Origin of the sequence: uncultured Aureimonas sp., assembly GCF_913775355.1 — a bacterium.
Taxonomy (GTDB): domain Bacteria; phylum Pseudomonadota; class Alphaproteobacteria; order Rhizobiales; family Rhizobiaceae; genus Aureimonas.
Map to the genome: position 1 here is coordinate 18,918 of NZ_CAJYIU010000047.1, position 21,044 is coordinate 39,961.

At 69.5% G+C, this 21,044-nt stretch carries 17 protein-coding genes and 1 pseudogene; 11 read left to right on the forward strand and 7 right to left on the reverse strand.

The genetic code is table 11. The annotated features are described in order from the left end of the window. The first annotated feature begins 73 nt into the window (after positions 1-73). The gene (locus QZ753_RS03655) at positions 74-1,237 is read left to right on the forward strand and encodes a PQQ-dependent sugar dehydrogenase (RefSeq protein WP_294641325.1); all 1,164 of its coding nucleotides are present in this window, start codon (positions 74-76) and stop codon (positions 1,235-1,237) included. A 472-nt stretch (positions 1,238-1,709) separates the two neighbouring features. Further along, on the forward strand, positions 1,710-2,687 hold the full coding sequence (locus QZ753_RS03660; protein WP_294641326.1) for a magnesium transporter CorA family protein: 978 nt from the start codon (positions 1,710-1,712) through the stop codon (positions 2,685-2,687). Positions 2,688-2,790: 103 nt separating this feature from the next. Here the strand turns inward: QZ753_RS03660 and QZ753_RS03665 are convergent, their stop codons facing one another. Beyond that, positions 2,791-3,354 (reverse strand): TetR/AcrR family transcriptional regulator, encoded by a 564-nt coding sequence (locus QZ753_RS03665; protein ID WP_294641329.1) that lies wholly within the window; start codon positions 3,352-3,354, stop codon positions 2,791-2,793. A 105-nt stretch (positions 3,355-3,459) separates the two neighbouring features. Here QZ753_RS03665 and QZ753_RS03670 point away from each other — a divergent pair, with 105 nt between their 5' ends. From QZ753_RS03670 to QZ753_RS03695, 6 genes are all read left to right on the forward strand, one after another. After that, on the forward strand, positions 3,460-4,866 hold the full coding sequence (locus QZ753_RS03670) for an amidase (RefSeq protein ID WP_294641331.1): 1,407 nt from the start codon (positions 3,460-3,462) through the stop codon (positions 4,864-4,866). Positions 4,867-4,980: 114 nt separating this feature from the next. After that, a complete protein-coding gene (locus QZ753_RS03675; RefSeq protein ID WP_294641333.1) occupies positions 4,981-5,694 on the forward strand; it encodes an SDR family oxidoreductase in 714 nt (237 codons plus the stop codon). Between the two features lie 155 nt (positions 5,695-5,849). Beyond that, complete coding sequence (locus QZ753_RS03680) at positions 5,850-6,836, forward strand: GlxA family transcriptional regulator (protein WP_294641334.1); 987 nt, start codon at positions 5,850-5,852, stop codon at positions 6,834-6,836. A 170-nt stretch (positions 6,837-7,006) separates the two neighbouring features. Further along, positions 7,007-7,921: a 3-keto-5-aminohexanoate cleavage protein gene (locus QZ753_RS03685; protein WP_294641336.1), complete on the forward strand. Its 915-nt coding sequence runs from the start codon at positions 7,007-7,009 to the stop codon at positions 7,919-7,921. Beyond that, positions 7,918-9,438, forward strand: a complete 1,521-nt coding sequence (locus QZ753_RS03690; protein WP_294641338.1) for a carnitine 3-dehydrogenase — start codon at positions 7,918-7,920, stop codon at positions 9,436-9,438. Before QZ753_RS03685 ends, QZ753_RS03690 begins: the two co-directional genes overlap by 4 nt. Positions 9,439-9,494: 56 nt before the next feature. Next, complete coding sequence (locus QZ753_RS03695; protein WP_294641340.1) at positions 9,495-10,496, forward strand: glycine betaine ABC transporter substrate-binding protein; 1,002 nt, start codon at positions 9,495-9,497, stop codon at positions 10,494-10,496. Between the two features lie 93 nt (positions 10,497-10,589). Here the strand turns inward: QZ753_RS03695 and QZ753_RS03700 are convergent. Then, positions 10,590-11,390 (reverse strand): annotated as a pseudogene (locus QZ753_RS03700) (LysR substrate-binding domain-containing protein); the annotation flags it as partial. A 155-nt stretch (positions 11,391-11,545) separates the two neighbouring features. Beyond that, a complete protein-coding gene (locus tag QZ753_RS03705; protein WP_294641342.1) occupies positions 11,546-11,938 on the reverse strand; it encodes a DUF1232 domain-containing protein in 393 nt (130 codons plus the stop codon). Positions 11,939-12,214: 276 nt separating this feature from the next. Here QZ753_RS03705 and QZ753_RS03710 point away from each other — a divergent pair, with 276 nt between their 5' ends. Continuing rightward, positions 12,215-12,598, forward strand: coding sequence for a hypothetical protein (locus tag QZ753_RS03710; RefSeq protein WP_294641344.1), 384 nt, complete (start codon positions 12,215-12,217; stop codon positions 12,596-12,598). A 15-nt stretch (positions 12,599-12,613) separates the two neighbouring features. After that, positions 12,614-14,278: an HWE histidine kinase domain-containing protein gene (locus QZ753_RS03715; RefSeq protein ID WP_294641345.1), complete on the forward strand. Its 1,665-nt coding sequence runs from the start codon at positions 12,614-12,616 to the stop codon at positions 14,276-14,278. A gap of 277 nt (positions 14,279-14,555) precedes the next feature. Here QZ753_RS03715 and QZ753_RS03720 read toward each other — a convergent pair whose 3' ends face one another. The 4 genes from QZ753_RS03720 to QZ753_RS03735 all read right to left on the reverse strand — a co-directional run bounded on the left by QZ753_RS03720 (position 14,556) and on the right by QZ753_RS03735 (position 19,738). After that, on the reverse strand, positions 14,556-15,371 hold the full coding sequence (locus QZ753_RS03720) for an inositol monophosphatase (protein WP_294641346.1): 816 nt from the start codon (positions 15,369-15,371) through the stop codon (positions 14,556-14,558). A gap of 10 nt (positions 15,372-15,381) precedes the next feature. After that, a complete protein-coding gene (locus tag QZ753_RS03725) occupies positions 15,382-16,455 on the reverse strand; it encodes an ABC transporter ATP-binding protein (protein ID WP_294641347.1) in 1,074 nt (357 codons plus the stop codon). Beyond that, the gene (locus QZ753_RS03730; protein ID WP_294641348.1) at positions 16,452-18,677 is read right to left on the reverse strand and encodes an iron ABC transporter permease; all 2,226 of its coding nucleotides are present in this window, start codon (positions 18,675-18,677) and stop codon (positions 16,452-16,454) included. The genes QZ753_RS03725 and QZ753_RS03730 overlap by 4 nt, the downstream gene beginning before the upstream one ends. 62 nt (positions 18,678-18,739) lie before the next feature. Next, positions 18,740-19,738 carry an ABC transporter substrate-binding protein gene (locus tag QZ753_RS03735; RefSeq protein ID WP_294641358.1) on the reverse strand — a complete coding sequence of 333 codons (999 nt, stop codon included), beginning with the start codon at positions 19,736-19,738 and terminating at the stop codon, positions 18,740-18,742. A 183-nt stretch (positions 19,739-19,921) separates the two neighbouring features. Here QZ753_RS03735 and QZ753_RS03740 point away from each other — a divergent pair, with 183 nt between their 5' ends. Next, entirely contained in the window at positions 19,922-20,929 is a 1,008-nt protein-coding gene (locus QZ753_RS03740; RefSeq protein WP_294641349.1) for a LacI family DNA-binding transcriptional regulator, read from the forward strand. Positions 20,930-21,044 lie beyond the last annotated feature (115 nt).

A 21,044-nucleotide genomic window follows, 5' to 3' on the forward strand; every position in this document is an offset into this window, starting at 1 on the left:
ATTCCTTGTGCAGCGGCGCCGCCGGCCGTTCCTTGCCTATGTTGGCTGTCTAACTGGTGGCGAGGCGGCGCGAATGAACCCAAACATTGACGTGAACGCGCATGCTTCGTGCTCGTGGGGCTCGATGCTGCTGACGTGCGCCGTGCTCGTCTTCGGCGCGGCGCCGTGCGCGCGGGCCGAACCGGCGCCGCGGGTCGATCCCGGCCTCTACCGCGTCGTCACCGAGATCGAGGGGCTGGAGCGGCCTTGGTCGCTGGCGTTCCTGCCCGACGGGCGGCGCCTCGTCACGGAAGCGGTGGGGCGGCTGCGCGTGGTCAATGCGGACGGTACGCTCGACCCCGAGCCGGTGAGCGGTCTGCCGCCGATCTACACGGCCGGGCAGGGCGGCCTGATGGACGTGGCGGTCGACCCGGATTTCGCCGAGACCGCGCGAATCTTTCTGACCTTCCTGCACGGCGACGCCGAGGCCAACAACGTGAGGCTCGTCAGCGCCCGCCTTGAGGACGGCGCGCTCGAAGACCTTTGCGTCCTCTTCACCGCGACGCCGAAGGCCGGCGGCTCCAACCACGGAAGCCGCATCGCCTTCCTGCCCGACGGAACCCTCGCGCTCTCGCTCGGCGACGGGTTCGACCGGCGCGAGGACGCGCAGGACCCCGCCAACACGCTCGGCAAGATCGTGCGGCTCGGCCGCGACGGGTCGATCCCGACGGACAACCCGCTGGCCGGCCGGCCCGGCACTGCGTCCGAAATCCTGACGCTCGGGCACCGCAACGTGCAAGGGATCGCGCTCGATCCTCTCGACGGCACGCTTCTCGTCGCCGAGCACGGGCCGCGCGGCGGGGACGAGCTGAACCGGCTGGTTCCCGGTCGCAACTACGGCTGGCCGCTCGTCTCCGGCGGCCTCGACTACAGCTTCGCGCGCGTCACGCCCTTCGCCTCGCTGCCGGGTTTCGAGGCGCCGCTTCTGGAATGGACGCCCTCGATCGCGCCCGCCGGGCTCGCCGTCTACGAAGGAGACCTGTTCCCGCAATGGCGGGGGGCGCTCCTGGCGCCCGCGCTCGCGGAGAAAACGGTGCGCCTCCTCCACCGGCAGGGCAGTCGGGTCACCGGGCAGGAGTTGCTTCTTGCCGAACTGGGCGAGCGGATGCGCGACGTCAGGGTGGCACCGGACGGCTCGATCCAGGTTCTGACCGATGGGGAGGAGGGGCGGCTCCTGCGTCTCGTGCCGCCGTCCTGACGGCGCGCGCGAGCCGGGGCGGTCCCGCCGGCCTCGGGCGGGCTCCGTCGCCGCGCCGATGCGCCGGTATCGAACGGCTCGGAGGCGACCGGTCGTCCGCGCCATCCGGCTCGACGGCAACGGCCATTCGATCGCTGGACCCGGCGGCCGGGCAGGGATCCCCGTATTCCGCAGGACACGGTCGGATCACGCTCCTTGTGGACTTTTCGGGCGAGCGCCCATTTGCCGGAAGAGCCGTGCGGCGTTCTCGCGATCATGTCGCGCGACAATCGGATGGGCCGGTGCGGCGAACGGACCGCACGGGCGGCGGACGGTCCAGCCGACGAGGTCATGGGGGGACGGGAATGACGAGCCGAACCATGCTGGAGGAAGCGCCCTTCGATCCCGCCGGGGGCATGCGGTGCGACGGGCTCATGACCCCGATGTCCGGCCGCCGGGATACGGTGGTCGCCCTTCCGCGCGTGGCCTCCCAATGCTGACGCTTCACACCGTCGACGGCGGCCGGCTGAAGCCGTCGGGCAGCGACTGCTCGAAGATGCCGGACGGGCTCGTCTGGATCGATCTCCACGACCCGACGCGCGAGGAGGAGCGCGCCGTCGAGCGGATGCTGGGTATCGAGGTGCCGACGAAGGACGAGATGGCCGAGATCGAGGAGTCCTCGCGTCTCTACGAGGAGGACGGGGCGCTGGTCATGACGGCCGTCCTCGTCCAGGCGGCGGGGCAGACCCAGCCCTCGCGCGCGCAGGTGACGTTCGTCCTGACCCGGCGCTGCCTCGTCACGGTCCGCTACGCCGACCTGATGCCGTTCCGCGCCTTCGATGCCAAGGCGGCCAAGTCGACGGATGCCGACCTGTCGTCCGAAACGGTGTTCGGCTCGCTTCTGGAAAGCGTCCTCGAGCGCGTCGCCGATCTTCTGGAAGCGACCGAGGCCGAGATCGGCGAGGTGTCCACCGCGATCTTCTACGGCGACGAGGACGTGCGCAAGGCCGAGGAACGCTCGATGGTCCTGCGCCAGCTCCTGATCCGGCTCGGCCGCAAGAACCGCATGCTGGCGATCATCCGCGAAAGCCTTCTCAGCCTGAACCGCCTCGTCCTCTTCGCTCGGCCGGGCGCACCCTGGATCAAGGACGCCGCGCTGCAGCGCCTCGAATCGGTCGAGCGCGACATCCGCTCGCTCTCGGAATACGAAGCGCGCACGGAGGCCGAGATCGCCTACCTCCAGGACGCGACGCTCGGCCTCATCAACATCGAGCAGAACACGATCATCAAGGTCTTCTCGATCGCCGCAGTCCTGTTCCTGCCGCCGACGCTGGTGGGCACGATCTACGGCATGAACTTCGAGCACATGCCCGAGCTGTCCTGGCGCGTCGGTTATCCGATGGCGCTCGGCATGATGATCGTCTCCGCCGCCGTCCCCTACTGGTGGTTCCGGCGCAAGGGCTGGCTCTAGCCTTCCGTCGGCGACCCTCCGGTCGCCTGCCGCCCTTCGCGCCGGGCGATCGACCCGCGGCACCTGAAGCCGGCGCGGATCCGCCCGGCTCTCCCCGACGCCGTCAGGCGGGCAGCAGCCCGGCGTCCCGATACCCCTCGATCAGGGTGTCGAACACGCCGACGTCGGCCTGGCTGCGGGCCATGAGCTGGGCGCCGGCGACGGCCGCGAAGATCGCGCGGGCGCGGCGCTCGCAGGCACCAGTCTCCATGTCGGTCGCGGCCGACAGGACCCTCGTCAGCCAGGCCACGTTGATCTCGGCAAAGCGGGAAATCTCCTGCCTCACCGGGTCCGGCAGGTCGTCGTGCTCGGCCGACATGAAGCTGCACAGGCAGATGCGGTTGCCGTTCTCGAGCGACCGGCGAAACGTGTCCGGATACGCCCTCAAGGCCTGCGAAGCGCCGGGCCCGCCGTTCCAGATGCCGTCGAGGACGGCCTGCGAATCCTCCCAGTAGCGCTTGGCCACCGCCGCGCCGAGATCGACCTTGGTCGGGAAGTGGTAGTGGATGCTCGCGCTCTTGATGCCGACCTCGGCCGCGAGTTCGCGGAAGTTCAGCCCGGTGTAACCGTGCGCCTGCGCCGCGCGCCGTGCGGCGGTCATGATGTCTTCCCGGACGTTCGAACCCATCGTCGGCCTCTGCAAAATTTTTTCTACCAAGTGATAGATAGACGTTGATGCGCGGTTTGTGAAGCCATAGGTTTTGCCTATCAAGTGATAGATAGGATTCTCTAAATGACCCATTCGCTCACCCGCCTCGACGCGTCCGGTCTGGCCGAACTGATCCGCTCGAAGGAGGTCTCGCCCGTCGAGGTCGTCCGGGCGCATCTCGATCGCATCGAAGCCGTCGACCCCAAGGTCAATGCCATCGTCACCGTCGCCGAAAGCGCGCTTGACGCGGCGAGGGCCGCTGAGGCCGCCGTCATGGCAGGCGAGGACCTCGGCCCGCTTCACGGCGTCCCCTTCACGGTAAAGGACTCGATCGACACGGCCGGTGTCGCGACGCAGCGCGGCTCGCCGATCTTCCGGGGGCGCACGCCCGACCGCGACGCCACCAGCGTCGCGCGCATGAAGGCGGCCGGCGGCGTGCTTCTGGCGAAGACCAACCTGCCGGAGTTCTCCTACTGGATCGAAAGCCACAATCTCCTGTCCGGCCGCTCGAACAACCCCTGGAACCTGACCCGCACGCCGGGCGGCTCCAGCGGCGGCGAGTCGGCGGCGATCGCGGCCGGCATGTCCCCGCTCGGCCTCGGCACCGATCTCGCCATCTCCGTGCGCGGACCGGCTGCCCAGACCGGCATCACCTCGATGAAGGCGACCCACGGCCGCGTGCCGATGACCGGCATCTGGCCGCGCGCGCCGCGCCGCTTCTGGCATGTCGGGCCGATGGCCCGCTCGGTGCGGGACGTGGCGCTCGCCTTCTCGCAGCTTGCCGGCCCCGACGGCCAGGACGCCTTCTCGACCATCGCGGGCGGCTTCGATGCAGGGCTTGGCGCGCGGCCGGACCGACCGCTGCGCGTCGGCTGGATGGTCGGCCCCGGCTTCGGGCCCGTCGACCCGGAGGTCGCGGCGACCGTGAAGGCGGCTGCCGAAGCGCTCGGGGGGCTCGGCGTCCATGTCGAGCCTGTCGGCATTCCGGCGCTGGAGCGCGACTTCGCACTCGACGTCTTCAACCGGCTGCACGTCATGGAGATGAAGCCCGCCTTCGCGCGAGCGACGCGCGGCCACGAGGGCGAGATGTACAAGATGGCGAAGACGATGTTGTCCCTGCCCGACACGTCGATGGCCGACTTCATCGACGCCGAAGAGGCGGCCGAGCGGCTGCGCGACGGCTATGCCGACTACTTCACGCGCTTCGACGCCCTGATCACGCATGTCCTGCCGATCCCCGCCCACAAGCACGGGGTCGACCGGTTCACGATCGACGGCCAGGAGGTCGACGCGACCTATCTCCAGGGCGCGACCGTGCCGCTCAACGTCACCGGACTGCCCGGGCTCGCCATGCGGTTCGGGACGAGCCGGGAGGGCCTGCCGATCAACGTGCAGGTCGTCGGCGCCTGGCAGGCGGAATCGACCATCCTGCACGTCGCCTCGCTGCTCGAAAGCGTGAGCCCGGTCCGGGGTCTCTTTCCCGACCTCTGAGCCGCAGGACGGGGCAGCGGCCGGATGAGCCTGCCCCTCTCCGCATGGCAGTTGAACCGGATCGACGCCCTGGCGCGTTCCAGGGCCGATCGAAGGCTGAAAAGGAACCAGACGATGAAGGAACTCAACGGACGCCGCGTGCTGGTGGTCGGCGGAAGCTCGGGCATCGGGCTCGCCATCGCCCGGCAGGCCGATCGGGTCGGGGCGGCGGTGACGATCGCGTCCCGCTCTCAGGCCAAGCTCGACGAGGCGCGCGCCGCCTTGGGACCCGATGCCGAGGCCTCGGTTCTCGACACGGGTGACATGGACGCGATCGAGGCCTTCTTCGCTGCGCGCGACACCTTCGATCATGTCGTCGTGTCGGCCGCACAGACCGCGACTGGCCCGGTGCGCAAGTTGCCGCTCGAGGACGCGCGCAAGGCGATGGAGAGCAAGTTCTGGGGTGCCTACCGGATCGCCCGCGCTGCCAGGATCAATGATCGGGGCTCGTTGACCTTCATCACCGGCTATCTCGCCGATCGCCCGTCGGCGGCATCGGTCACGCAAGGGGCGATCAACGCCGCGCTCGACGGCCTGGCACGCGGTCTGGCGCTGGAACTCTCCCCGATCCGCGTCAACACGGTCTCGCCCGGCACGATCGACACGCCGCTGTGGTCGAAGCTGTCGGACGAGGCGAGGCAGGCGATGTTCGAGCGTGCGGCGGCGAACCTGCCTGCCAGGACCGTCGGCCAACCCGACGACATCGCCAACGCCGTCCTGTTCCTGATGACGACGCCGTTCGCCACGGGCTCGACCGTGCGGGTAGACGGCGGCGGCGTCATCGCCTGAGGCATCCCGCCCGGCCGGCCGTTGCGTTGCGCAGATCGGCCGGCGGGGTTCGCCGCCCCGGCGCGAGGATGCAGAGACGGCGCCGGAGCGTTCCCCGACGGTTTCCTGTAGCTTCCCTGAGCGAAGGCGCTTGGCGCCGTCTGGAGGCAACATCCATGCTGCTTCGCTCGAGCGAACGGCTCGATCTCGATCTTCTCGTGCTGCCGGATACGAACCTTCTCCTGTTCGCGGCGGTTGTCGAACCGCTTCGCGGCGCGAACCGGATATCGGGCAGCGAACTCTACCGATGGCGGGTGCTGACGCTGGAGGGCCTGCCCGTTCCAACGACGAGCGGCCTGCCGATCCCGGCCAACGGGCCCTTCGACCGGGAGCCGGACGAGCGGCCGCTCTTCGTGCTGGCGAGCTACAACTGGCGTGCGGCGGCGTCGCGCGATCTTCGTATGCGGCTGTCGCGCGCCGCGCGCTACCGGAGCCTCATCGTCGGCGTGGAATCGGGCGCCTGGCTTCTGGCGGACGCGAGCCTTCTCAACGGTGCGAAGGCGACCATCCATTGGGAGGACCGGGAGGAATTCGCCCTGGTTCATCCGCAGGTCGACCTGATCAAAGACCGCTTCGTCATAGACGGCAAGCGCATCACCTCGGCGGGGCCGATGCCGACGGTGGACCTGATGCTCGAGATCATCCGCAGGCGACAGGGCGAGACGCTGGCCTTCGAGGTCGGCCGGCTCTTCAGCTACGAGCGCGCGACGTCCTTGAGCGAACCGCCGCCGGCACCATCGGGCACGCGCAAGGTCGGCGACAGCCGCGTCTCGCGCGCGCTCGAGATCATGGAGGGCCATATCGAGCAGCCGATCCCCCTGTCCCGCATCGCCCGCCGCCTCGGCGTCACCTCCCGGCATCTCCAGAGCCTGTTCCGGCAATCCCTCGGCTCGGCTCCCCATGCCCATTACCTGGCGCTCCGGTTGAACGCCGCCCGGCGCAAGGTCATCGAGACGCAGTCCCCGCTCGTCGAGATCGCGGCGGACGCCGGGTTCAACTCCGCCTCCGCCTTCGCCCGCAGCTATCGGGCCTGCTTCGCCGAGAGCCCGTCGGAAACGCGGCGGCGGCTCCTGGATCGCGCTCGCCCACCGACGGATCGCTGAGCGATCGCCCCGTCGCGGCCGGGAGGAACGGCCTGTTCCGTCCGGGGGGGCGCCATCGAGACACACGCATCGGTCGCGTAATTTCCGATTTCGTCGAGAACGGTTCCGTTTATGCGAACTGTCGGCGTCCCGCTTCCTTCGTAATGGCCTCGCAAGCCAGGAGGAAGGCCATGCCCCTTGCCATGAACCGAGACGTGTTCATCACCTGCGCCGTCACCGGAAGTGGGGATACGGTGGCGAAGTCGCGGAACGTGCCGATCACGCCGAAGGAGATCGCGGCCTCCGCGATCGACGCGGCGAAGGCCGGGGCCGCGGTCGTCCATTGCCACGTCCGCGACCCGGAGACGGGGGCGGCCAGCCGGCGCAACGATCTCTACCGGGAGCTGACCGACCGCATCCGCAGCGCCGAGGTCGACGTCGTCCTGAACCTCACCGCCGGCATGGGCGGCGACCTTGTCTTCGGCGACGTCGAAAGCCCGCTTCCGCTGAACGTGCAGGGCACCGACATGGCCGGCGCCACGGAGCGCGTGTCCCACATCGCCGAGTGCCTGCCCGAGATCTGCACGCTCGACTGCGGCACGATGAACTTCAGCCTCGGCGACTACGTGATGACCAACACGCCCGGCATGCTTCGCGCCATGGCCGCCCGAATGACCGAGCTCGGCGTCCGGCCGGAGATCGAGGCCTTCGACACCGGGCATCTCTGGTTCGCCAAGCAGCTCGTCGAGGAAGGCCTGATCGAGGATCCCGTGCTGATCCAGCTCTGCATGGGCATTCCCTGGGGGGCGCCCGACGACCTCAACACCTTCATGGCGATGGTCAACAACGTGCCGCCCGGCTGGACGTTCTCGGCCTTCTCGATCGGCCGCAACGCACTCGCCTACCCTGCGGCGGCGGTGCTGGCGGGCGGCAACATCCGTGTCGGCCTCGAGGACAATCTCTACGCCGGCAAGGGGGTTCTGGCGACCAACGCCCAGCTCGTCGAGAAGGCGGCGCAGGTCGCGGAAGGGATGGGGGCGCGGATCGTCGGCCCGGCCGAGGTCCGCGAGCGGCTGAAGCTCCAGAAGCGCGGAGGCCGGGCATGAGCCGGATCGCCCGGGCGGCCTGCGTCGGCGGCGGCGTCATCGGCGGCGGCTGGATCGCCCGCTTCCTCCTCGCCGGCATCGACGTCGGGGTTTTCGACCCGCACCCGGAGGCCGAGCGGATCGTCGCGGAGGTGGTCGCCAACGCCGAGCGGGCCTACGGCCTTCTCACCGGGGCGCCGCTTCCGCCGCGCGGCACGCTGACCTTCTGCCGGACGCTCGAGGAGGCGGTCGCGGAGGCCGACTGGATCCAGGAAAGCGTGCCCGAGCGGCTCGACCTCAAGCGGTCGGTGCTGGCCAAGATCGACGCGGCGGCCCGGCCCGATGCCCTGATCGGCTCGTCCACCTCCGGCCTCCTGCCGAGCGACCTTCAGGAGGGCCTCCACCATCCCGGCCGCGTCTTCGTCGCCCATCCCTACAACCCGGTCTACCTCCTGCCGCTGGTCGAGATCGTCGGCGGCCGGCAGACGGCGCCGGAGACGGTCGCGGCCGCGATCGACCGGCTCGAGGCGATCGGCATGAAGGGCGTCCCCATCGCCAGGGAGATCGAAGCCTTCGTCGGCGACCGGCTGCTCGAGGCGCTCTGGCGCGAGGCACTCTGGCTGATCCACGACGACATCTGCACCGTCGAGACGCTGGACGACGTGATCCGCTACTCCTTCGGCCTCCGATGGGCGCAGATGGGTCTCTTCCAGACCTACCGGATCGCCGGCGGCGAAGCGGGCATGCGCCATTTCCTCGCCCAGTTCGGGCCCTGCCTCCAGTGGCCGTGGACGAAACTCACCGATGTCGTCGATCTCGACGACGCGCTGGTCGAGAAGATCGGCCGGCAGTCCGACGAACAGGCGGGCGGCCGCTCCATCCGCGAACTGGAGCGCATCCGCGACGAGAACCTCGTCGGGATCCTTCAGGCGCTGAAGGGGGGCGACGGAGGCCGCGGCTGGGGCGCCGGCAAGCTCCTGAAGGACTTCGAGCATCGGCTCTGGCGCTCGGCCGGGCCGGTCGAGACCCCCCGGGACGCGACGCAACCGCTGCGCCTTCTCGAAACCCGGGTCGCGAGCGCCTGGGTCGACTACAACGGACACATGACCGAGCACCGCTACCTCCAGGTGTTCGGAGACACCACCGACGCGCTGCTGCGTCTCGTCGGTGTGGACATGGCCTATATCGAGGCCGGGCGAAGCTACTACACCGTCGAAAGCCATATCCGGCACCTCGGCGAAGCGACGATCGGCCAGAGCCTCTTGACGACGACGCAGGTGATCGCCGCCGACGACAAGCGGCTGCACGTCTTCCACCGGATGTTCGACGCGGCGACGGGGAGCCTTCTCGCCACCGGCGAGCACATGCTCCTGCATGTCGACACGAAAGCCGGCCGATCCGTTCCGGCACCGCCGGAGGTGCGCTCGAAGGTGGCGGCGCTGGCCGGCCTGCACGCAGGGCTGCCGAGACCCGACGGCGTCGGCCGGCATGTCGGTCAGCCCGCCGGTTCCAGGGCCGCCGCGGACGAGGGCCTATAGCACCCGCGCGCGGTCGGCCCGAATGTTTCATCGAAGACTAGCAACAACCCAAGGGGATGAAGATCATGAGAATGGCCGCCATCAAGCTCGCACTCCCTCTCATCCTCCTGTCCGGCAGTGCCCTCGCGGACTGCGGGCCCGTGTCCATCGCGGGCATGAGCTGGCAGAACGGCGACATCGCGGCCGAGCTCGACAAGTTCATCCTGACGGAAGGGTTCGGCTGCGACGCCGACATCATCTCCGGCGACACGATCACCGCCTTCACGTCCATGATCGAAAGGGGCGAGCCTTCGATCGTCCCCGAGGCCTGGGAGAACGTCGCGCCCAAGCTGATCCAGGACGGGATCGGGGAAGGACGCGTGGTCGAACTCGGCCCGATCCTTCTCGACGGCGGATTGAACGGATGGTTCATGCCCCGCTACATCCAGGAGGCGCATCCCGACATCAGGACGGTCGCGGACGTCCTTGCCCATCCCGAACTGTTCCCCTCGCCGGAAGATCCGTCGAAGGGCGGCTTCTACGGCGCCCCGTCCGGCTGGGGCGCGGCGACCATCACGTCGCAGCTGTTCAAGGCCTTCGGGTTCCAGGAAAAGGGCTTCGAGCTGATCGATCCCGGCTCGTCGGCCGGTCTCGATAGTGCGCTGTTGCGGGCCTACGAGAACCGCAAGGGGTGGCTCGGCTACTACTATTCGCCGACCGGCCTCCTCGCCAAGGTCGACATGGTGAAGGTCGACTTCGGCGTGCCGGAGAACAAGGAGGAATGGTCGCGCTGCACCTCCGTGGCCGATTGCCCCGACCCGAAGCCGAATGCCTGGCCGGTGGAAAAGGTGTCGACGATGGTCTCGAAAAAGTTTGCCGACGCGGCCGACCCGGCCGTCATCGGCTACCTCAAGGCGCGCAGTTGGAGCAACGACACGCTGAACGCGGTGATGGCCTGGACGACGGACAACCAGGGGACCGGGAAGGACGGCGCGCTGCATTTCCTCCAGACGCGCCCGGACCTCTGGAAGACGTGGGTCAGCCCCGAGGTCGCGCAGCGCATCGATGCGGCGCTCTAGGCGGACGCTCCGGGGGCTCGTCCGCTCCCCGCCCTGTCTCGCCGCCTCGGCCGAAAGGGCATGTCGTCCGAAGGCGGCACGGACCGCCCCGTTTTACCCGGCGGCGTCGCGTTCGGGCGAGGGGCGGAGGCGGCGGGCGTCCGGGGAGGGGCTCGCCGGCGCGCCGGCCTGCGCCTTGCGCCACTCGCCGGGAAGCATTTCCAGAAAGTGCCCGGCGGTCGGTGACAGGCGGCTCTGGCGTCGGCGAACCACGCCGATCGAGCGGGACACCTCGGGTTCCATGAGCGGCCGGGTGGTGAGATGGGGGTGGTCGTCCTGCGGCGTCGCGAGTCGCGGAAGGACGGAGACGCCGAGCCCCGCTTCGACGAGGCCGAGCGATGTCGAGAGGTGGGTCACCTCGTAGAACCATTGCAGGCGCAGGTTCGAGCGCGCCAGCGCCGCATCGAGCAGCGTCCGGTTGCCGCTGGTCCGGCCGACCGTGATGAGCCGGTGCCCTTCCAGTTCCGACCGCCGGATCGGGCCGCCCGTCGCGGCGAGCGGATGATCCCTGCGGCAGGCCAGGACGAACGGATCGTCCATCAGCGGCGTGAACTGGAGATCGGGGTCCGATGACGCCGACAGGTCGATGCCGAACTCGACCTCGCCGCGCGCCACGCTCGCCAGCCCGTCCGAGGCGCTGAGATCGAGGATGCGGAAGCGGATCTATGGGTACTGCTCATTGAAGCGCTTGATGACCCGCGGCAGGAAGCGGAAGGCCGCCGTCGGCAGGCAGGCGATGGTCACCACCACGGACTGGCGCCGGCCGAGCTCGCGCACCGAGAACAGCGACGTGTCGAACTCGTCGAGCATCCGCTTGACGAGCGGCACGAGCTCGCGCCCGACGGCCGTGGGCGCGGCCTTCGCCCGCGCGGTCGCCGGGGTCGCGCGATCAGGCGTGCGAGCGATGCGCCTGTCGGCGGCGGGTCCAGCGCAGGCGGAAGCGAAGGAGCCCATCGCACGGGGGCCGGCCGATCAGCCGACAGGCGCGGGCCGCGCCGGACCGCGTCGCCTCAGTTTCCGCTGAGAGACCGCCACGCGAACCACGATGCCGCCGCGCCTGCGACGAGCCAGATCGCCACGACGAACAGCAGCCCGCCCCGGCTCACCGGCCGTGAGCCCTTCGCCTCCGCCGCGCTGCGGAACTCGGCCATCAGGTCGGCGGGCACCAGCCGCACCGCAAGCAGAATGCCGAGCGGCACGATCACGAGGTCGTCGAGATAGCCGAGGACGGGAATGACGTCGGGGATCAGGTCGATCGGCGACAGGGCGTAGGCGGCCACGGCGCCTGCTGCGATCTTCGCCGAAACGGGTGTGCGAGGGTCTCGGGCGGCGATCCAGAGCGCGTGAACGTCGCGCTTGATCGTCCGGGCCCATCGTTTGGTGGTGGAGAGCCAACGTGTCATGCGCGTCGCCTACCACGACGGGATGAAGAGGTGATGAGCGCCGCGACGATCCCCCTGTCACCGTACGATGCCGGCCCCTGAGCCGGCCGGTTTTGACGGAGGCACAGCATTCGGAGCGGCCGCGGAACGCATGGGCGGAAGCCCGCCTGGCGGCCGACGGCAAGGCATCGGCGAAGCAGTTCCCGAACGCGCCGCCTCCGAACTTCCCAAGGCGGGTCGTTCCGCTACATTCCAAGCGCGAGGCGCCTGCGGCAGGTGGCAGGCTAGGCCGTCGAGATGTCCACGAATTCAGTCACGGACCTTGCGAACGCCCCGATGGGCGCTTCGTTCCCCGCGGATGCGGTGCGCGACCCTATCCGGCTGAAGGCTCTGGACGGGCTCGGCATCCTCGACACGCCGGCGGAGCACGCGTTCGACGCGATCGTGGCCGTGGCCTGCGAGATCTGCGAGATGCCCATCGCGCTCGTCAGCCTCCTGGACCGGGAGCGTCAGTGGTTCAAGGCGCGCGTCGGTTTCGAGCCCGCCGAGACGACGCTCGACCGATCGATCTTCGCCTTCACGCTCGGCGGCTCCGAGATCCTCGTCATTCCCGACCTGACGCTCGACGCCCGCAGTGCGGTCAATCCCCTTGTGACGGGACCGGAGGCCATCCGCTTCTAAGCCGGCGTCCCGCTCGTGTCGTCGGGCGGACAGGCGCTCGGTGCCTTCCGTGTGATCGACACGCTGCCGCGTCCGGCCGGGCTGACGGACCGGCAGTCGGCGGTCCTGCGCCATCTGGCGAGGCAGGTTGTCACTGAGATCGAGATGCGGCAGCTTCTCGGCGAACGCGACGCTCTCGTCGAGCGCCTTCGGCAGACCAGCGCGCAATCTAAACGCGGGCACGAGACGCTCGCCTCGCTGTTCGACCACACCCCGAGCTTCATGGCCCTCCAGCGCGGACCGGATCATGTCTTCGAACTGGTCAACGCGGCCCACCGGCAGGCCGAGGGGGGACGCGACGTGATCGGGCTCGGCGTACGCGACGCGTTGCCGGACGCCGTCGACCAGGGCTACGCGGACATTCTCGACGAGATCTTCGCGACCGAGGTGCCGCGCACGATGCGGGCCTCGCCCTGGTCGCCCCAGCCCGACCCCGCGGTGCCGGGCGTCCAGAACTACCTCGACATCCACTACCAGCTGATCGTGGAGGACGGTGCGGTCGTCGGCATCTTCACCGTCGGCCACGATGTGACCGCGCATGTCGATCAGCTGCGGCGCCAGACGGCGCTGGCCGAACTCGGCGAGCACCTGCGAACCCTGACGGACACCCACGCCGTCGCCATGGCCGCCTCGGAGGTCATGGCCCGCACGCTGGGCGCGACCCGCGCGGGCATCGGCACGGTCGATCCAGAGGCCGAGACGGTCATGATGCACGAGAACTGGCGGCGGAACGGGGCCGTGGCGATCGAGGGCCTGTTCCGGTTTCGCGACTACGGGACCTATATCGAAGACCTGAAAGCCGGCGAGATCGTCGTCATCGAGGACGTGACGACGGACCCGCGCACGATGGCGAACGCCGAGGCCATCGTGTCGCTCGGCATCCGCGTCCTTCTCAACTTCCCGGTCATCAAGAGGGGCCGCTTCGTGATGGTCGCCTTCGTTCACTTCGAGGATCTTCACCCGCTGTCGCCCGAGGATATCCTCTTCGTGCGTCAGGTCGCCGACCGGACGCAGGCGGCGCTCGCCCGCATCCGGCAGGACGAGCAGCAGCGCGTTCTCCACCTCGAGCTCGCGCACCGCATGAAGAACACGCTGGCGGTGGTGAAGGCCATCACCTCGCAGACGCTGCGCCAGGCCGAGAGCGTGGACGCCGGTCGCATGGCCATCGACGCTCGTCTCGGTGCCCTGGCGCGGGCGCAGGACATCCTCACCGCAAGCTCCACGTTCGAGGAAGCGGACGCCGCGGACGTCATCCGGGCCGCGATCTCGCCGCACGACGACAGGACGGGGCGCATCCTCCTGGACGGTCCGCATCTGCGCCTGTCGTCCCAGCAGGCCATCGGCTTGTCGCTCGCTATCCACGAACTGGCGACCAACGCCGTCAAATACGGCGCCCTGTCGAACGCCGCCGGCCGCACCAGCGTGCGATGGGGCGCAGACGGCGGGCGGTTCTGGTTCCAGTGGGTGGAGGCGGGCGGTCCGCCGGTCGCCGCGCCACGGCGGCGCGGCTTCGGCTCGAAGCTTCTGGAGCGGGTGATCGCGGCGAACTTCGAGGCGAGCGCCCACCTCGACTATGCGCCGGACGGCGTCCGTTTCACGCTCGGAACCGTCGCGACGTGCCTTGAGCGCCCGGACGCCTGACCGCTGCCGGTCACGCCCGGACGGGCGCGCGTGCCGTTTCCGGCGACGGGACGGGACATGTGCGGCCGTTCGGCGCCGGACATCGCGGCAGATCGCCTACCGAGGACCGGTGGGGTCCGGCCCGCCCGACCGAGGGCGGACGAACGCCGGAGCGTGGCCTGCACCAGCGTCCCGAACCATCGACGATCCGCAGCCGGCGGAGAGGGAAGGCGATCACGGGGGCCTTGGCCGACGGATCGGCCGGAGGATGAGGGGAGTGGTGCCGGCACCGCTCCGTTCAGGCGGCGTATGCGTCGATGATGCGCAGGAGGTCCGACCGGGTGCCCGGCGAGCCCACCACCACGGGGCCGCCTGCCATCATCGCGCTCCAGCCGGACGGGTCGACGATCCAGCCGCCCGCCTCCTCGATCAGCACGAAGCCCGCATAGCAGTCCCACGCGTTCATGTGGGGCTCCCAATAGGCCGCGAGGCGGCCGGCGGCGACATAGGCCATCATCAGCGCGCCCGATCCGTTGCGGATGAACATGCCGCCCTCGTCGAGAAGCCGCCCGATGGCGCGCGAGACGACCGTGCTCGGAACGCGGTGATTGGCGCCGAGACCGAGGATGCCGGTCTGGAGCGTCGCCTCGCCGGAGACGCGGATGGGCCGGCCGTTGAGCGTCGCGCCGCCGCCGCGCCGGGCGGAGTAGAGCTCGTCGGTGGTCGGGGCGTAGATCACGCCGGCCACGATCGTCTCGCCCTCCATCACGGCGATCGACACGCACCAGGCGGGGATGCCGAAGACGAAGGGGCTCGTGCCGTCGATCGGGTCCATGACCCAGCGAAAGCCCGACGAGCCGTCCTGAAGCCCGTATTCCTCGCCGAGCAGCCCATCGTCGGGAAAGCGCGCGGCGATCCGCTCGCGCAGAAGCGTCTCGACCTCCTTGTCGGCGATGGAGACGACGTCCTGGCCGTTCATCTTCTGGTCGATCGTCAGTCGGGACCGGTCACGGAAGTAGGCGAGCGCGACGCGGCCGCCCTCGCGGGCGATCGCTTCCGCAAGGCTCTGGCGGTCCGCGACGGCGGTCCGGGTGGGCTCGATCGGTTCGGACATGGGTGTTCTCTCAGGCAGGGATCAGGGCGACGCCGCGCTCGTGCAGCCCGATGCCGACGTCGCTGGAAACGGGGCGGACGGTCTCGATGGCCGTATCGACGACGAAGAGGCGGCCGTGGGCGGTCTCGACCTCGTATTCGATATGGTCGCCGAGATAGGCGGCGCTGGCGACACGCCCGTCGAGGCGGCCGGGGCCGGGCTCGCCGAGCGTGATGGCGTTGGGGCGGATCGCGAGCTTGGCGGCACCCTCGCGCGTGGGCGCAGGCGCGGCACGCACCGGGTGTCGCAGGTCGCCGAGGCGGGCCTCAAGCCGTCCGTCCTCGCGCCGTCGGACCTCGCAGGGGACAACGTTCGCCTCGCCGATGAAATCGGCGATGAAGGAAGAGGCCGGCGTCTCGTAGAGCTCGCGCGGCGTGCCGGCCTGGGCGATCTCGCCGGCCTGCATGACGACGATCCGGTCGGAGACGGCCAGCGCCTCCTCCTGGTCGTGCGTCACGTAGACGGCGGTGAAGCCGAGGCGCTGCTGCAGTTCGCGGATCTCGGTGCGCACATGGCGGCGCAGACGTGCGTCGAGGTTGGACAGCGGCTCGTCGAGGAGGAGCACCTGGGGCTCCAGCACGAGGGCGCGCGCCACGGCCACGCGCTGCTGCTGGCCGCCCGAAAGCTCGCTCGGCAGGCGTTCGGCATAGCCGTCCAGCCCGACGAGCGCGAGGCCCTGCTTCGCGCGCTCCTGGGCCTCGCGCTTCGGCCGGCCGCCCGAGCGCAGGCCGTAGGCGACGTTCTCGCCGACGCTCATGTGCGGAAAGAGTGCGTAGGACTGGAACACCATCGACACGTCGCGCTCGTTGGCGGGCAGGTTGGTGACGTCCCGGCCGCCGATGAGGATGCGCCCGGCCGTCGGCTGCTCCAGGCCCGCCAGCATGCGCAGCGTCGTGGTCTTGCCGCAGCCGGAGGGGCCGAGCAGCGTGACGAGCGTTCCCGGCTCGATGTCGAACGACAGGGAGCGGATGGCGACCACCGATCCGAAGCGCTTCTCGACGGCGTCGAAGCGGACGGACCCTTTCACCGCGGGGGTTTGGGTCATGCGGGCGTCTCCTGCGAAAGCGTGGCGGCGGCCGCCGGGGCGGCGTTGCGGGTCTCGCGCCGCAGCGTGCGCTTGCCCACCGCGAGCTGGAACAGCGCGATCACGCAGATCATGACGACGATGAGCATGGTGGAATAGGCGATGGCGACGCCGTACTCGCCGTTCTCGGTAAGGCCGACGATGTAGGAGGTCGCCATGTTGTACTGGGCGCTGACGAGGAAGATGACGGCGCTGATCGAGGTGATCGAGCGCACGAACGAGTAGACGAGCGCCGCGACGATGGCGGGCTTGAGCAGCGGCAGCACGACCCGCCGCAGCGTCGTGAACGAATTGGCGCCGAGCGTCAGCGAGGCCTCGTCGAGGCTGCGGTCGAGCTGGCTCATGGCCGCGATGCCGCCGCGAACGCCCACCGGCATGTTGCGGAACACGAAGCAGATCACGAGGATCAGCGCCGTCCCGGTCATCTCGATCGGCGGCAGGTTGAAGGCGAGGACGTAGGAGACGCCGATCACCGTGCCGGGGATGGCGAAGGAGAGCATCAGCACGAATTCGAGCATCTCGCGCCCGGCGAAGCGCTGGCGCACCAGGAGATAGGCCGAGAGGAGGCCGAGGAGCGCGGTGAGGGGCGCGGCGATGAGCGCGATCTCCATCGTCGTCCAGAACGAGTCCCACGCGACGCCCGTCCAGCGAAGGCCCGCGTCTCCGGCCGAGACCGAGAAGGCCTTGGCGTAGTGTTCGAGCGTCAGGGTGTTGTCGAGGCCGAGCGTGCGCACGAAGCTGCCGGCGACGATCATCGCGTAGACGGTCAGCGTGAAGACGACCCAGATCGAGACGACGCTGACCGCGGCAGCGCGCAGCTTCGGGTCGAGCGGCACATGGCGGCCGGCATCGCCCTTGCCGGTAACGGTGGTGTAGCTGCGCCCGCGCAGCCAGAGCCGCTGGAGGAAGAAGGCCGAGAGCGTGAAGCCGAGAAGCACGAGCGCGAGGACGGCGGCGCGGGCCGGATCGTTCTGCGCGCCGACGACCGCGAAAAAGATCTCGGTGGACAGGACGCCGTGGCTGCCGCCGAGCACCAGCGGATTGCCGAAGTCGGCCATGCTCTCGATGAAGCCGACGAGGAAGGCGTTGGCGAGGCCGGGGCGCATGAGCGGGAAGGTGACGGTCCAGAACGTGCGCCAGCGGTTGGCGCGCATGGTCTGCGCCGCTTCCTCCATCGCCGGGCTGATGCCCTCCATCACGCCGATCAACACCATGAAGGCGATCGGCGTGAAGCTCAGCATCTGAGCGATCCAGATGCCGGGCAGGCCGTAGAGCCAGCGGCCGCCGTCGAGGCCCGTCAGGGTCAGGATGCCTTGCGTGACGACGCCCGAGCGCCCGAACAGGAGGATGAGGGCAAGGCCGATGACGAAGGGCGGCGTGATGATGGGCAGGATCGTCAGGAGGCGCAGCAGGCGCTTGAAGGGAAAGGCCGTGCGCGTGGCGACGAGCGCGAAGGCGAGTCCGAGGATCGTCGTGCCGAGGCCGGTGCAGATCGCGAGCGTCACCGTGCGCCAGGCGAGGCCGCAACTGCCGGCGCCCGTCAGGCAGGCGAGCGACCAGATCGACGGGTCCTGGATGTTGGCGAGGAAGCTCGTCGCGTCGAACGAGCCGTCGATGGCCTGGAAGGCGCCCGCGAAGAGGCTCGCCAGCGGATAAAGCACGAAGGCGGTGACAAGCGCGACGACGAGCGCGATGGCCGACAGGACGAAGGCGTCGCCGCGCAGGCGCCCGCGCTCGGCAAGGCCGAACGAGAGAAAGAGAAGGAAGGCGAGCGCCAGCGCGAAAGCGCCGAGGCCGAACGGTGGCTGGCCGTCGTCCAGTGCGCCGAAGAGGCTCTCCCATCCGCTCCAGTTCCAGCCGCCGTAGCCGATCGCCAGACCTTCCGAGACGAGAAAGGCGAGGCCAATGCCGCCGACGGCCGTGAGCCACCGCCCGCGCCGCTCGCCGGGGGACACGAAGCGCAGGGCGACGGCCGCGGCGACGAGCGCGGCGAGTGGCACGAGCCAGAGCGCCGAGCGCAGGCCGATCTGGAGGAGGCCCGGCGCGGCGTCCGGGGAGAGGGGCCACGCACCGAGCCAGCGAAGCGACCAGAGGCCGCCTCCGATGCCGTACCAGGGCAGAAGGACGAAGGCGACGAGGGCGAGGGTGAGAGCACCGTCGAGCCGGCGCGCGCGCGAATCCATCGGCTGGATCTCCCGAGGACTGGAGGACGACGGGCGCCGAGGCGGCGCCCGCCGAGGCCGGATCAGTTGGCGGCGGCGCCGATCTCGCGGTCCCAACGCTCGAGCAGCGCCTTGCGCGTCGCGGCGTTGCCGTACTTGGCGAAGTCGTAGTCGATGAGCTTGATGTCATCGAGCTTGGGCGCCTCGGGCGGCACGGTCGCGCCCTTGTTCGACGGCAGCTGGAAGCTGTCGGCCTCGCCGGCCTTCGACTGGACCTCGGGCGACAGCGCCCAGTCGTAGAAGACCTTGGCGTTCTCCAGGTTCTTGGCGCCCTTGACGATCGACATCGAGCCGACCTCGAACCCGGTGCCCTCGCACGGCGCCACGGTCTTTACGGGGAAGCCCTGCTTGGTCATGGCGACGGCGTCGTGCATGAAGACGATGCCGATGCCGGTCTCGCCGCGCGCCGCCGCCTTCACCGGGGCCGAGCCCGACTTCGTGTACTGGGTGACGTTGGCGTTCAGCGCCTTCTGATAGGCGAAGGCCTCGTCCTCGCCCATCAGCTGCACGAGCGTGGCGAGGGCGGTGTAGGCCGTGCCCGAGGAGTTGGGATTGGCGATCTGGATCTCGCCCTTGTACTTGGCGTCCGTGAGGTCCTTCCAGCAGGCGGGCGCGGCCAGCCCCTTCTTCTCCAGGATCTGCGTGTTGTAGCCCCAGCCGAGCGCGCCGGAATAGACGCCGACCGTCTTGAAGCCCGACACCTCGGCCTGGCGCTGCGCCCAGGGCTGCAACTGGTCGAAGGCGGGCGACTTGTATTCCAGCGTCAGGTTGTCGTCGGCGGCTTGGAGGTGCGGGTCTCCCGTGCCCGCCCACCAGACATCGGTCTTCGGATTGCGGGCTTCGGCGCGCAGGCGCGCATAGGCCTCACCCGAGCTCATCCGCACCATGTTGACGTCGATGTCGTGGCTCGCCTCGAATTCCCGCTCCATCAGCTCGCACCACTTCACGTCGGCGGCGCAGACGAGGTTGAGCGTGCCGGCGGCGTGGGCAGGCAGGGCCGCCGCCAGGGCGCCGAAAAGCATGGTCGTGACGAGAAGTTTGGTGCGCATGGTCGAGCCTCCCAGCATCGTTATCGTTTTGCACTCCTGTGCAAGCTCGACGTTGCGTCATCGATTGTCAACTGCCGATCAGGCCGTCAATATGGTCCCGGCAAGAGGTGCACGGCATTGCAAGAGGGTAGGGTCCTGAACAAGACGACGCGCGATGTGACCGCCGGGCCCGCCTTCGCCAGCGCGCAGGAGGTGGCACGGCTGGCCGGGGTCTCGCGCTCGGCCGTGTCGCGTGCCTTCACGCCCGGCGCGAGCATCTCGGCGGACACCCGCGCCAAGGTCGAGGCGGCGGCGACCGAACTCGGCTATCACGTGAACCACCTCGCACGCGGGCTGATGCGCCAGCAGACGGGCATCGTCTGCCTCGTCGTCGCCGACATCCACACGCCCTATCTCTCGCGGCTGCTCGAGAGCCTGTCGCGATCGCTTCAGGAGGCGGGCAAGGTCGTCATGGTGCTGAATGCCGGGCGGGCCTCCGGCAACGTGGAGGGGGCTCTGCGCCAGACGCTCAACTACCGCGCCGACGCGACGGTGGTGTTGTCCGGCACGCCCTACCGCTCGATCGCGCAAAGCTGCCTCGACAGCGGGCAGCGTCTTGTCCTTCTCAACCGGAACGATCATCTGCCGGGCACGGTCAATCTCTCCGTCGACAATGCGATGGCAGCGAAAACGGCCGCGACCCTGTTTCTTCGCGCCGGATATCGCCGCCTGGCCATCGTCACCTCGGGGATCGGCACGCCGAGCCTGACGATCCGGCGGGACAGCTTTCTGGCGACTGCTGGCGCCGCCGGCGTCGAGGTCGCGGTCTGGGAGGGCGGCGCGACCGCCTACGAGAGCGGTCTTCAGGGCGGGACGGCGCTGTTTTCCTCCGACGATCCACCCGATGCCGTCTTCGCCGTGACCGACCTCCTGGCCTGCGGGGTCATGGACGCCGCCCGTCACCGCTTCCGGCGCCGCGTGCCGGACGAGGTCGGCGTGATCGGCTTCGACGACATCGAGCAGGCCGGCTGGGCGTCCTACGATCTGACGACCTTCGCGCAGCCCGTCGATGATATCGCCGACTGGACGGTGCGGATCGTCGCGGACGGGATCGTCGAGGGCGCTGCCGATCGCGTGTTCGAGGCATCCCTCGTCTGGCGGTCCTCGGTCGCGCGAGCCGTGTGACCCGTCCCCGCCCCATCGGCGGCACTCGTCTCCATGCCGGACGGGGGCGCACGGGAAAGGCACCCTCGGACATGTCCGGACCGACCGCTCCATGCCATTCGATTCCACGGGAGAG